Genomic DNA, 12305 nt, shown 5'->3' on the forward strand with positions numbered 1-12305 from the left:
GGCGCTCACAGCTCTGCACTCCTGATGCAACGGGAAGCGCCGTGCAGTCCTGCCGGCATCAATGGCGGCGGTGCCGCCCGACAGGGCGCAATGGCGAAGTCACAGCGCGGCTCGAAGGCGCAACCCGGCGGCAGCGCAGTGATCGGCGGCACGCTGCCGGGAATGGAATAGAGCGCCCGGCGCTTGCCGTCGTCACCGATGTCGCGCGCGGCATTGGGCGTGCAGGCCAGCAGCCCCCTCGTGTAGGGATGGCGCTGGTGCGCAAACAGGTCGTTGACCGGTGCCTGCTCGACGACACGGCCGCCATACATGACGACGACATTATGGGCGATCTCGGCGACGACACCGAGATTGTGGGTGATGAAAAGGATCGACATGCCCATCTCGACCTGCAGGCGACGCAAGAGATCGAGGATCTGCGCCTGGATCGTGACGTCGAGGGCCGTAGTCGGCTCGTCGGCGATCAGCAGCGACGGACTGCAGGCGAGTGCCATGGCGATCATGACGCGCTGGCGCATGCCGCCGGACATCTGGTGCGGATAGTCGTCGAGCCGCGAGACGGCGTCCGGAATCTCGACATGCTTCAGCATGGCGAGCGCACGGCTGCGCGCTTGCTGCCGGTTCACCGGCTCGTGCAGCCCGATCATTTCGCCGATCTGGTCGCCGACCGTGAAGAGCGGGTTGAGGCTGGTCATCGGCTCCTGGAAAATCATCGCGATTTCCCGGCCGCGGACCTTGCGGAATTCCTTCTGGGTAAATCCGGCGAGGTCGTGGACATGCTCTTGCCGGTCGCGGAACAATATCTGGCCGCCGGCGATCCTTCCGGGCCGTGACAGCAGGCCCATGATCGACAGGCTGGTCACCGACTTGCCGGAACCGGATTCTCCCACCACGGCCAGCGTCTTGCCGTGCTTCAGGTCGAAGGTGACGCCATCGACCGCCTTGGCGGTAAGACGGCGGGTCTGAAACCAGGTCCGCAAGTCCCGAACCGACAGGATGACGTCGCTGGCGATCGCGCCGCTCATGATTTCCACCCGCAATGCGGACAAGCGTGCACACCGCCCGCGGACCCTTCCGCCGGCATGTGGCGGTGGGCGACGATCGCCTCGGCACCGAGGACAGCGTAGCGCGGCTCGAACAGCCGGTGCAGCGTGCTTGTCGCCCCTTGCGAATCCTTCACGGTGAGGTCGGCGTCGACGAGGTCGAACAGAGTGAATTCCGCCGGCCTGCCCTTTTCCAGCAGCCCGTCGGCGGGCAACCGGATGGCGCGGCGCGGCGCCGTCGTCGAGGCCGTCACCACATCCTCGAATGCCATGCCGAGCGACAACAGCTTCGACATGGTGGTTGCCATATCCCACACCGCGCCGTCGAGCGAGCGGTTGTGCAGATCGGTCGAGATCGTGTTCGGTGGCAGACCGCGCTCGAGCGCCGCCTTGGCGACATCGAAGGAGAACGAGGCGCCGCCGTGGCCGACATCAAGCACAACGCCGCGCTGCGCCGCATCCTCGGCGAGCCGATAAAGATCATCGTCCTCGATGATCGAGCCGCCAGCCTTGCCATTGAAGCAATGAGTGACGATGTCGCCTTCGCTCAGCAGGCCGAGAACGTCGTCATAGAGTGGTGGCGGCTCACCAACGTGCACCATCAGCGGCAGCTTGAGGATGCGGCCGAGCTTCTTCGCCAGCCGGACCGGCGTCAGATCCCAGCCGCCGGTAATGACGTGGCTGGCACGCACCTTCAGTCCGACGATGACGTCGCGGTTGGCCTCGACGGTGGCAATGGTGCGGTCGATGTCGATCGAGCGCATGTCGGTCAGCTCGCTGACACGGTTGCAGGCGACGAGACCGATCGAACCTATGTTCAGGAACGCGTATATATTCTCTCGCGCCGACTCTATGATGAACTCGCGAAAACCGTGGAAATTGGCTTCGCCGGCCGAGCCGGCATCGACCATCGTGGTGACGCCTCGGGCGGCGCCACATTGCTGCGGCCGCAGCGAAATGTCGGTGCCGCCGTACCAGACATGCACGTGAAGATCGGTCCAGCCGGGCGACAGGAACGCGCCATTGGCGTCAAGCATCTCCACATCGTCACCAACGGCGATCGTTGAGCCAGTTTCGGCGATACGGCCATCCTTGCCGATCAGCACGTCGACTGTCTGGCCAAATCCACCGCCGAAGCCGACTGGTTTTGCGCCCTTGATCAACAGCGGCCTTTCGGTTTGGGAAGAGCGATTGCCGAACATCAGATGTCCTTTGCCAGACGAGGGTCGAGAAGGTCGCGCAAACCGTCGCCGACGAGCTGCAGCGACAGCACCGTGACGACGATGGCGCCGCCCGGAAACATCATGATCCAGCCGGCCTGATCCATATATTGGCGGCCGGTGGCGATCATTGTGCCCCAGGTCGGGATGTCGGGCGATATGCCAACGCCGAGGAAGGACAGACCGGCCTCGGCCAGGATGGCGTTGGCGAAGATGAAGGTTGCCTGCACCAGCAATGGAGAGGTGACGTTGCGCAATACGTGCCGCACCAGGATAACCGGCGTCGGCACGCCGAGTGCGCGGGCCGCCTCGACATAGGGGAGTTCGCGAATGACCAGCGTCGAGGCGCGCACGACGCGTGCGAGCCGCGGCGCATAAACCACGCCGAGGGCGACCACGACATTGAAAGCGGTGGCGCCTAGTGCCGCCACGAGCGCAATTGCGAGCAATATGTCGGGAAAAGCCATCATGGCGTCGATCAACCGCGACACCGGCGCGTCGAGCCTTCTGAAGAAGCCGGAAGTCAGCCCCAAAACGACGCCGATGATCGAGGCGAAGATCACGACAGCAAAGCCGACCGTCAGCGAAGTGCGCGCGGCGTAAAGCATGCGGGTAAAGATATCGCGCCCGAGATCGTCGGTGCCGAACAAGTGGTCGAGGCTCGGCGGATGCAGGCGACTGGCAATGGAGAGCTTGGTCGGTGCGTAGGGGGCGATGACTGGCGCGAGGATCGCGGCGAGCACGATGGCGATCAGTGCGGCGATGCCCACCGCCGCCGTCGGCCGGGTCATCAGCCGCGAAAGGATATTTGGCTCTGCCTGGAGCGGCACCGAGATAGCGGCCATCAGTAGCGAACCCTCGGATCGACAGCCAGATAGAGCATGTCGATGGCGAAATTGACCAAGACGTACAGCCCGGCAATGACCAGCAGCGCGCCTTGGATAACCGGATAGTCGCGCCGCAACACCGCCGAGACGACCAAGCTGCCGACGCCGGGCAGGCCGAACACCGTCTCGGTCACCACCGCACCGGAGATGAGCAGTGCCGCGGTCAGGCCGATGACGGTGAGGATGGGGATCAAGGCATTTCTGAAGGCATGCTTCAGCACCACACGCCATTCGCTCATGCCTTTGGACCGGGCGGTCCGCACATAGTCATCATTGAGCACGTCGAGCATCGAGGCGCGAGTGAAGCGGGTGATCAGTGCCGAGCTTATGAGACCGAGCGCCAGCGCCGGCAGCACCAGATGGTCAAGCCGCTCGGCAAACGAAGCTCCCGGCCCGCCATAGCCAGATGTGTCGAACCAGCCGAGCTTCACGGCGAAGAACTGAATGAACAAAAGGCCGAGCCAGAAGCTCGGCACGCTGGCCGCGAACATGGCAATGGTGGTTGCCGCCTGATCGAAGATAGAGCCACGCTTATAGGCCGACATGATTCCGACCGGCAACGCGATGAGCGTCGCGATCACCAGGGAGAAGACGGTGAGAAAAAAGGTCGGTTCGGCGCGTTGGGCGAGCGCGGTCGTGACCGGCTCGCCCAGGAAGATCGACTGGCCGAAGTCGCCTCGGACGACATCGAGAACGTAGCGCCCGAACTGTTCGAGGATGGAACCGTCGAGTCCGAGCTTGGACCGCAGCGCGGCTATATCGGCGGCCGTGGCGTCTGGACCCAGCATGACTGCCGCTGGATCGCCGGGCGTCACCCGTACGATGACGAACACGATGGTGACGACCAGCGCCATGACGACGATCATGCCGAAAAGTCTGTTGAGGATTGAGCGCAGCATCGGCCATCTCCGAGCAATCATCGAACGGTTTGCCGGGCGCCGGCTTTGTCGGCCGGCACCCGGCCGCCTATCCTTGGGTTGAGGCGGAAGGTGGGAGGAGCCGTCTCAGTTGCCTTCCAGATAGGCGTTCCAGAAATAGGGCCATGGCGCCGGCGTCACGCCCTTCAGCTTGGGGGCCTGGGCGGCCAAGGCGTTGAAGTCGCCGACCTTGAACGCTGGAACCTCGTCGTAGATCGCCTTCTGGACATCTGCGAACAGCGTGACGCGCTTGGCCGGATCGGCTTCGGCGTTGAACGCCTCAAGCACCTGGTGCTTGCGATCCGAAACCCACCAACCCGGCGAGGAGTCCGACATTATGCCGGTCAGCGACGGCTCGGGCAGGAACGGACTGTGAGTAATGTAGATGTCCCACAGCGCCGGATCGGTGCGGTTCTTGGTCAGCGTTGCCCATTCGACCACATCGAGTTGGACCTGGAAGCCGGCGGCTTTCAGATACTCGGCCGCGACCTGCGCCATCTTGTAGTGGAACTCGTACTGGCGGCTGGTGAGGATGCGCAAAGGCTTGCCGTCATAGCCGGCTTCCTTCAGCAGCGCCGCAGCCGCTTCAGTGTCGCCATCGGGCTTGTAGGGCTCGGTGCCGGCGTCCGTATGCCAGGCAAAGCCTTCGGGATACATGTCGCCGTCGGCTGCGAAGAAGTCCTTCGATCCGAATGCGGCGAGCAGCATGTCGTTCGGCGCCAGCGCCGCTTGTATCGCCTTACGGATGCGAATGTCGGAATTCAGCCCCTGCTTGGTATTCAGGACGAATACCGGCCAACCGAACGGCTTCAAGATGACCGGCTGGGTCTTGCCACTCGAGATCTTGTCAAAGGACTCGACCGGCAGCGAGTCAACATAGGCGAACTGGCCGGAGACAGCGCCTTCGACGCGCGTGTTCGCATCGGGAACCGGCACGAAACGGATTTCGTTGAGATACTGTTTTCTGGCGCCACCATAGCCGTTGGGTTCGCCGTCGCGCGACTTGTAGCCGTCGAACCGGGCAAGCTGGATGTACTGGTCGGGTTTGCGTTCCTTCAACATATAGGGGCCGGTACCGACGAAGCTGGTCAGCGGCTCCTGTCCCACGTTTTCCGACGGGATGATGATCGCGGCGGCATTGTTCAGCGACAGCAGCGACAGAAGCGGCGCGAATGGCTTTTTCAGGGTGATCTTGATGGTGTTGTCGTCAACGGCGTCGACCGCGGCGATGACTTCGGCTGCCTGCTTGCCGCGCGTGGCAATCTTCATCCAGCGCTGCAGCGAAGCGACCACGTCGGCCGAATTCATGTCGCTGCCGTCATGGAACTTTACACCGGTTCTGAGCGGGATGGTGTAGGTAAGGCCATCCGGCGAAATCTGTGGCATGTCGGCGGCCAACAGCGGCGTAATGCCCCAATCCTTGTCGAAGGTATAGAGCGTCTCGTAGATGTGCTGCGTGACGATGCCAACCAGATCGGCGGTCGAGGCCATTGGATCGAGCGTCGGCGGCTCCCCAATGGTCGCCACGTCGATCACTCCACCTTTAGCGGGCTCGGCCCAGGCAGCGCCTGTCGCCGGCAGCATAAGCGCGGCGAGCGAAGCGGCGATTTGCAAGAAACGCTTCATCTTGGTTCCCTTCGCTGTATTCCATAGTAATGGAATTTGTATCCTAGTTACGGATCAAGTAAACGCACCTGACTTGGCAAGGTCAAGCTTTTTCGTCCAGCGGACGTCGCGAAGGTTGGGAGTCGTTGATGATGCTCGTGCGCCAAGGCGTGGCTCGTCGTCCGGTCCAAGGGCCGGCATCACACTGTCGTCCAGCGATCGGAAAAACCTCAGGTACATGGTGGGACAGAATGAAGCAAAGGAGCCGAAGGATACTACGCACCCCCACCCAGACCCGCTGGCATCAGCGCTTGATGGGATTGATAAGTGCAAACGCAGCTCGGCCACCTCTCAGCAGCGCCGGCGCGACCGTTTCCGGGTCAATCTCACCAAGGCATCAGGGCTTCAGGGTTAAGGGGTCGAAAATGCCCCTCCCTGCCCCGATGCTGAACGAAGCCTACTTCCGAGGTGTCAAAACTCCCAAGGAGAGATCAGATCGAGGCCGGTCTTGTCGAAGTCGCTCAAGTTGCGCGTCGCAAGGCGGCCTCCGTTAACACGCGCTATCGCGGCGATCATGCCGTCGGGCGCGGACATACCCAGACCTTGGCGTGCAGCAGTTCCCATAATTTCCCCGTAGGCCAATGCGGCTTCCTCAGTCAGCCCGAAGATGCGGCCGGCGAAACGACGGCGCCAATCGGACAAGCCTTGCTCCAGTCGCTCGGCACGCTGATCGGGTCGAATTTTTTGAATGCCGAAGGAAATCTCGGCGATTGTCACAGTCGGAAGCGCCAGTTCAGCATCATGGCGAACCAGCCATGCGATAACGGCAGCGCTAGGCGCCTTTTCCAAAGTTTCAGAAACCACATTGGTGTCGAGAAAGATCAAAGCTCAGGTCCTACATGAACCCGCTGATCGTTTCGGATCACCGCTTCAAGGTCGATATCGGTGCCGTAAACAGCCGCGATGCGCGCGTAAAACATCGACGCAGGTTCGCGACCTGCCTCCCGCGCTTCGTAGGATTCCAGAGCACGTTCGACGATGTCTGCAATCGAACGATTTTCGCGACGGGCAAGCCGGTGCGCAAGGTCTCGCGCTCTGGCACTTCTTACGGAAAGTTGAGGCTCTGCCATGTGGATCTCCTTTTCCGCAGATATAGCGCGGCAACTTTACGCCATCAAGATGGCAGGCGATGGCTTGCCATCTTGATGGCATTCGAAGAGTCGACTTGATGCGCGCGCATCATCATGCCTGAAAACGCGCAAGGAATATGGTGCGTTGCTTACGCGGGTCGATCGCGCGCTGTAAGCAGCGCGAATGGGTGGTATCAGCAACCTGGAGATCGTCTCGCTGCATTCCACAGGGAGAATAACAACGATACTATATCCGCGTGCTCATCCCCGCCCGACCGTGGCGCCCGATCATTCATCCTCTTGCCACCAGCACACTGCTAAGCAGTCCAGAGCTCACGCCACCGAACGCTCGGCCAATGGACATCGCCTCACCCGAGCCTCACCCGACGACAAGTTTACGACGGCGCTGATCCTCGCCGATGAGCCGCCTGGTAAGTACCAGGCGACATGGCCATGTCGGTCCATACGATTACGCTGGCATCAGCGGCTTGACGCGATCGACAACGGCGGCGACCGCTTCCTTCGGGCTCTTGCGACCGAGGACGGCGAGCTGAACTTCCTCGAGAAACGTCGACTGAGCGCGAGCGGCTTCGGGAAAAGCCGGGAAGGCTGGTCTCGCCTTGGCAAGGGCGGCAGCCTCGACCTTCGCCTGCGGCTGCGACCCTGCGAACGACGGCTCGGCATAGGTCGAGGCGCGGACGGGGCCATTGCCGTTGCGCGCCATGTCGAGTGTGGCCGCCTTGCTCGCTACGAAGCGTATGTAGCTCCAGGAGAGCTTCTTGTCCGCCGAATTGGCGGGAATGGCCATCGCCCAGGATTCGACGACCGGATGCATTTCCTGACCGCTGCCGAGGGTCTTGGAGCCGGGGAACTCGATCGCCTTGATCATTCCTGGCGCCGTCGACTGTTCCTTGTTGTTGAGCTGCGCGTAGCGGGCGAAAGGCAGCACCGCGAAGGCTGCGCGTCCCTGCTGCATCCAAGTCACCATGTCGTCGTTGCGCGTCGTGGCGTAGCTGCGGGGGAGCGCCCCGGCCTTGAAGAGGTCGGCGAGCACGGACAGGCCTTTTTCCATCGCCTCCGGATCGGGAACTACGTGGAACTGCTTGTCGATGAAATCGCCGCCAAAGGCGCGGGCGAACATGACCGGGAAGACGGCGAGGTCGCTCGCAAGAATCATGCCGACGACCGGCGTACCGGACTTGGAGGTGAAGGTAAGCTTCTTCGCCTGCTCGACCAGCTCCTCCAGCGTGTCCGGTGGCGCCGAAATGCCGGCCTCCTGAAGCAGCTCCTCGTTGTAGAAAAGTCCCTGCGTGGCATGGCGCACCGGGATGCCGACGAGCTTGCCGCCGACCGTCATCGACTGGCGCAGGCCCTCGGCAATATCGTCGAAATCCTCGATCGGCTCGGTTTTCCGGAGGTCGTCGAGCGGCTCGAAGAGCGAGGCGATCTGCGACGTCATGCGGTTGTCGATGACATAGCCGACGTTGAAATCGGTCTCGCTCAGGCTCGCCTCCCGGAATAGCCGGTCCTGGAGCGGATTGCTGTCGAGCGTCGTCCAGGAGATCTGGGCGTTGTTCTTGTCCTCCCAAGGCTTGATGACATTGCCGGCGGCGCCGGTCGTCAGGTTGGCTTGGTGGACGCGATGGCAAAGCACGTTCAGCGTCTTTACCTGAGCATGGGCCAACCGACCCAATGCGCCCGTCACGCCGGCGGCCATCGCGGTCGTCAGCAGGGCTCTGCGTGTCATGTGCAAAGGCATTGTCTTCCTCCCTTTCTCGGTGACGTCATCACCCCTTGGTCGCGCCGGCGGTCAACCCGGCAACAAGAAACCGGTTCATCAGGACCACGAAGACGAGAACCGGCAGCAATTGGACGGTAGAGGCTGCAAAGAGCACGCCCCAGTCGACGCCATCGATCGAGCTGATCATCTCTGAAAGGACCAGAGGCGCGGTCTTGGCGTGGTTGGCGGTGAAGATATAGGCGAACAAAAACTCGTTCCACGCGAAGACGACGACGAAGACGGCGACGGCGAGCATGCCGGGCGCAACGAGCGGCAAGATGATCTTCACAAGGATCGTCAGCGGCCCCGCGCCGTCGAGGACAGCCGCCTCGTCGAGTTCGCGCGGCACCTGATCGATGAACGTCCGCATCAAAAGCGTACCGAGCGAGACGAAGAAGGTCGCGTAAAGCAGGATCAGCACAAGATGGGTGTCGTTGAGCCCGAGCCGATTGACGACCGGGAACAGAGGCAGCGTCACGACGATCGGCGGGATCAGCCGCGATCCGATCAGAAACATCACCGATCCTTCCAGGAAACGGACGCCACGATAGCGTGAGTAGGCGAAACCAGCGAGCAAACTTGCCATGACGGCAAGCGCCGTTGCCCCGGTGGTGATGATCAGGCTGTTGACGAGCCCGTCGAAAAAGCCCGGCCAGCGCTGCCACAGCGAGGCGTAGTGCTCGAAGGTCGGGTCGAAGAAGAGCTTTGGTGGAACCGCGAAAATCTCGCGACCGGGTTTGAACGACGAGAGCACGATGAAGCCGATCGGAAACAGCGACCAGACGACGATCGTCACAACAGCGAGCGTCTTTCCGGCACCGATGGCGAGACGCTTAGAACGCATTGGCCACGGATTCCTTGCGCAGCCGCCATACATAGCCAGTCGCAAGCAGCAGCGAGATGACGACCATCATCCACGCCGTCGCGGCCGCCGTGCCGAACGAGTTGTAGCGGAAACCTTCCTGGTAGAGATAAACGGAAACGACCTCGGTCGTGCGCGCCGGGCCGCCCTGGGTCAGGAGCCAGACCTCGGAAAAGAGGCGGAAGGCGAAGATATAGCGGAAGAGCAGCGCAATCAGCATGGCTGGCGCCAGAAGCGGTAGCGTGATGTTGCGGAAGAGCTGGAACGCGTTGGCCCCGTCGGTGCGCCCAGCCTCATAGAGCTCCTTCGGAACCGCGAGCCGTGCCGCATAGAGGATGATGAATGTGAATGGCAGGTGCAGCCAGATTGTCAGCAGGCCGACGAGGATGAGGCCGTGGGAAGGGATGAACGTCCAGTCGAGCGTCGGCAGCCCGGTGTATCGCAGCATCAGCGTGATCGGCCCGACGTCTGGATCGAACAGAAAGCGCCACATTGCGACCGCCGTCACCTCGCTGATCGCGTAGGGAGCGAGCACCACGACGAGCATGACACGCTGGAAGGGAAGCCCGGAGGCGAAAAGCAGAGCCAGGCCGAGGCCGAGCAGCAGTTCGATATGAACCGCCACGGCGACGACGAGGACGGTGTTCCAGATCGAACCCCAAAAATAGGGATCGGTGAGGACGCGGATATAGTTGTCGAGCCCAACGAAGGTTGCCGATTGGCCGAATGAAGAGGCCTCGAAACTCAGCCACAGGACGAAGATGGAGGGCAGCACGATGACCCCCAGCACCAGGAGGTGCACGGGCGTCGCATAGAGATAGGCAGGCGAAAGCGCGAAGCGCCGCCTCTTGGTCTCGCCAGCCGCTTCCGCCGCCCCTTCCCCCCTGTGGCCGACGGACGCCTCGGAACCAAATGCCATTGCTCCTCCCTGAGCGGTTGCGCGTCAGCCGTCCCTGGCGGCAAGTGGAACGGTGCCCTCCACCGTCGTTCGGTACATCACCCGGCGATATCCGGGATAATCGTTGATGGCAGTGTGCAGGACGTGAGGATTGTTCCACATGCCGAGCGTCTTCGGTTCCCAACGCAGCCTGCAGTTGAACTCGGGCCGGACAGCCCGCGCCATCAGGAAGTCGATCATCGGCTTGCTTTCTTCCTCCGTCATTCCCTTAAAATTGGTCATCACGCTGCTGACGAAGACATAGCGCCGGCCAGTCTCGGGGTGCCGACAGATCACAGGGTGCTCGACGATAGCATTCTCGATCGCCTCGACATCGGCCTTGACGCCGAGCCGGCTATGGGCCGCGTTGATGGCGAAGACCCCGCGGCCGCTATGGACGCCCGTCAGCCCTTGCAGGATTTCGACCAGCCGCGGCGAAAGCGAGTCGTACGCCTTCTCTAGGCTGGAGAAGCAGGTGTCGCCGCCGACCGGCGGCACCTCTTCGCCATAGAGGATCGTAATGCCTGGCGGCTTTGGTAGCCAGGCGAGGTCCATGTGCCAGTCCTCGCCGATCACCTTGCCTGTGTCGTCCGGCTCGCGCACAAAGCGCACGATGTCGTCGAAGCCGTCGATCGGCGTGTGCACCGGATTGCCGCTAAATGGCCCGAACCGGCGCGCGACCTTGTGGACGCCAGCGGCGTCAAGCTCCTGATCGCGCACGGCGAGCGCATGGTACTTGTAGAGCGCGCGGCGAACGTCTTCGAAAGCATCCTCGCTCGCGCTCGCCAGATCGATCCCGCGGATTTCTGCACCGAGCGCTCCAGTGAAGGGGCTGACCTCGAAACGGGTGAATTCGTCATCGCGTAGCACGTGATCCTCCCTTGTACGCGCCTCGTCGCCGCCACGGGCTGACTTACCTGCAAGTAAGTAACCTGGAGACTAACATCTGTCAACTCGCCCCCGCTTTGATCCACTGGATGTCTAGCCTCGACGCGAGCCCTTCCCCGCATCCTGCCAAGCTGCGCGGATGATCGCCGCCAGTGCTGCGAAGGTCCTAGCGACCTCGTCGAAGCTTCCGGTGTCCTGCGTCATCGGTGGACAGGACAGAAGGGTAATGCGCAGCATGTGGACGAGTTCGTCCCTGAGCGTCTCGGGAGAAAGTTCTCCATCCTTCACAGCCTGGTCCACCGCATGGCGTAGGCTCTGTTCATAGACCCGGTTGACACGCTCCAGCGCATGTTCGGCTGGTTCGCCGAGAACCGGGAGGTCGTGGCGAAGGCGCGAAAGCGGGCTCCACATATTGCGGGCTCCCGTCTCAGCGTTGAAACGTTCATAGAAGCGGCGCAGGTCCTCGAGCTGCATATCGAGCCGGTCGAAGAACCGGGCGTCGGGCGTCGTCCAGAAGCGCTTGATCCGGGCCTCGGCGTTGGCGGCGAAGTCCGCGATCAATTCCTCCATCAATTGACGCTTGTTGCCGAAGTGATGGTGGATGTTAGCCCGCGTCGTGCCGATCGCGATCGCTATATCGCCGAAGCTGAAACCGTCGTGGCCGCGCAGGACATAGAACTCGGCAGCGACCTCTTTGATTCTGCTGCGGGTGGAGTACGCCTCGTCACCGGGAGGTCCTGAAGTGCTGGCTCTCATATCCCTTCCAAAATCCATGCGGCTCGCCATCGCGACAATCAAAAACATGCTGCAACCGCCCGCCGGTCGGCACAGACAGCGTTGCTACCATACAATGTCATGGGATGTACCCGTCGTACATGGATCTTCTTCTACGCTCAGGTGGGACTAATTTGCGCCAGGTGCAGACATTTCGCGACGCATCTCGGCAGCAGCCATTGGCTCGGTGGGGCGGGTAAGTAGATACAGGAACGGGCGTATCGAACTTCAAACCGGGTTCGCGCCCTTGACTGATATTCCG

The 12305-nt window shown here is 62.0% G+C and carries 12 protein-coding genes; all 12 read right to left on the minus strand.

What is annotated here, in order from left to right; all coding sequences use genetic code 11:
• Nucleotides 1-5: 5 nt before the first annotated feature.
• Entirely contained in the window at nucleotides 6-1025 is a 1020-nt protein-coding gene (locus NKI95_RS20210) for an ABC transporter ATP-binding protein (RefSeq protein ID WP_502909213.1), read from the minus strand.
• A complete protein-coding gene (locus NKI95_RS20215) occupies nucleotides 1022-2245 on the minus strand; it encodes an amidohydrolase/deacetylase family metallohydrolase (protein WP_352719042.1) in 1224 nt (407 codons plus the stop codon). The genes NKI95_RS20210 and NKI95_RS20215 overlap by 4 nt, the downstream gene beginning before the upstream one ends.
• The gene (locus NKI95_RS20220) at nucleotides 2245-3108 is read right to left on the minus strand and encodes an ABC transporter permease (RefSeq protein WP_352719043.1); all 864 of its coding nucleotides are present in this window, start codon (nucleotides 3106-3108) and stop codon (nucleotides 2245-2247) included. The genes NKI95_RS20215 and NKI95_RS20220 overlap by 1 nt, the downstream gene beginning before the upstream one ends.
• Nucleotides 3108-4049, minus strand: coding sequence for an ABC transporter permease (locus tag NKI95_RS20225; protein ID WP_352719044.1), 942 nt, complete (start codon nucleotides 4047-4049; stop codon nucleotides 3108-3110). Before NKI95_RS20225 ends, NKI95_RS20220 begins: the two co-directional genes overlap by 1 nt.
• Nucleotides 4050-4154: 105 nt before the next feature.
• Entirely contained in the window at nucleotides 4155-5693 is a 1539-nt protein-coding gene (locus tag NKI95_RS20230; RefSeq protein WP_502909214.1) for an ABC transporter substrate-binding protein, read from the minus strand.
• A gap of 450 nt (nucleotides 5694-6143) precedes the next feature.
• Nucleotides 6144-6557, minus strand: coding sequence for a type II toxin-antitoxin system VapC family toxin (locus tag NKI95_RS20235; protein ID WP_352719045.1), 414 nt, complete (start codon nucleotides 6555-6557; stop codon nucleotides 6144-6146).
• Nucleotides 6554-6802, minus strand: a complete 249-nt coding sequence (locus NKI95_RS20240; RefSeq protein WP_352719046.1) for a type II toxin-antitoxin system VapB family antitoxin — start codon at nucleotides 6800-6802, stop codon at nucleotides 6554-6556. The genes NKI95_RS20235 and NKI95_RS20240 overlap by 4 nt, the downstream gene beginning before the upstream one ends.
• A gap of 469 nt (nucleotides 6803-7271) precedes the next feature.
• On the minus strand, nucleotides 7272-8561 hold the full coding sequence (locus NKI95_RS20245; RefSeq protein ID WP_352719047.1) for an ABC transporter substrate-binding protein: 1290 nt from the start codon (nucleotides 8559-8561) through the stop codon (nucleotides 7272-7274).
• 28 nt (nucleotides 8562-8589) lie between these two features.
• On the minus strand, nucleotides 8590-9426 hold the full coding sequence (locus NKI95_RS20250; RefSeq protein WP_352719048.1) for a carbohydrate ABC transporter permease: 837 nt from the start codon (nucleotides 9424-9426) through the stop codon (nucleotides 8590-8592).
• Nucleotides 9416-10363: a carbohydrate ABC transporter permease gene (locus NKI95_RS20255; RefSeq protein ID WP_352719049.1), complete on the minus strand. Its 948-nt coding sequence runs from the start codon at nucleotides 10361-10363 to the stop codon at nucleotides 9416-9418. The genes NKI95_RS20250 and NKI95_RS20255 overlap by 11 nt, the downstream gene beginning before the upstream one ends.
• Before the next feature lie 24 nt (nucleotides 10364-10387).
• Nucleotides 10388-11251, minus strand: coding sequence for a TauD/TfdA dioxygenase family protein (locus tag NKI95_RS20260; protein ID WP_352719050.1), 864 nt, complete (start codon nucleotides 11249-11251; stop codon nucleotides 10388-10390).
• A 111-nt stretch (nucleotides 11252-11362) separates the two neighbouring features.
• A complete protein-coding gene (locus tag NKI95_RS20265) occupies nucleotides 11363-12055 on the minus strand; it encodes a TetR/AcrR family transcriptional regulator (RefSeq protein ID WP_352719051.1) in 693 nt (230 codons plus the stop codon).
• Nucleotides 12056-12305: the final 250 nt, after the last annotated feature.

It is taken from the genome of Mesorhizobium sp. M0306 (genome assembly GCF_040321655.1).
Classification (GTDB): Bacteria; Pseudomonadota; Alphaproteobacteria; order Rhizobiales; family Rhizobiaceae; genus Mesorhizobium.

Bases quoted from the DNA above. Each gene is read 5' to 3' on its own strand.
- NKI95_RS20215 (WP_352719042.1), bottom strand. From the start codon at position 2,245: ATGTTCGGCAATCGCTCTTCCCAAACCGAAAGGCCGCTGTTGATCAAG.
- NKI95_RS20250 (WP_352719048.1), bottom strand. From the start codon at position 9,426: ATGCGTTCTAAGCGTCTCGCCATCGGTGCCGGAAAGACGCTCGCTGTT.
- NKI95_RS20230 (WP_502909214.1), bottom strand. From the start codon at position 5,693: ATGAAGCGTTTCTTGCAAATCGCCGCTTCGCTCGCCGCGCTTATGCTG.
- NKI95_RS20255 (WP_352719049.1), bottom strand. From the start codon at position 10,363: ATGGCATTTGGTTCCGAGGCGTCCGTCGGCCACAGGGGGGAAGGGGCG.
- NKI95_RS20210 (WP_502909213.1), bottom strand. From the start codon at position 1,025: ATGAGCGGCGCGATCGCCAGCGACGTCATCCTGTCGGTTCGGGACTTG.
- NKI95_RS20245 (WP_352719047.1), bottom strand. From the start codon at position 8,561: ATGCCTTTGCACATGACACGCAGAGCCCTGCTGACGACCGCGATGGCC.
- NKI95_RS20220 (WP_352719043.1), bottom strand. From the start codon at position 3,108: ATGGCCGCTATCTCGGTGCCGCTCCAGGCAGAGCCAAATATCCTTTCG.
- NKI95_RS20240 (WP_352719046.1), bottom strand. From the start codon at position 6,802: ATGGCAGAGCCTCAACTTTCCGTAAGAAGTGCCAGAGCGCGAGACCTT.
- NKI95_RS20225 (WP_352719044.1), bottom strand. From the start codon at position 4,049: ATGCTGCGCTCAATCCTCAACAGACTTTTCGGCATGATCGTCGTCATG.
- NKI95_RS20265 (WP_352719051.1), bottom strand. From the start codon at position 12,055: ATGGCGAGCCGCATGGATTTTGGAAGGGATATGAGAGCCAGCACTTCA.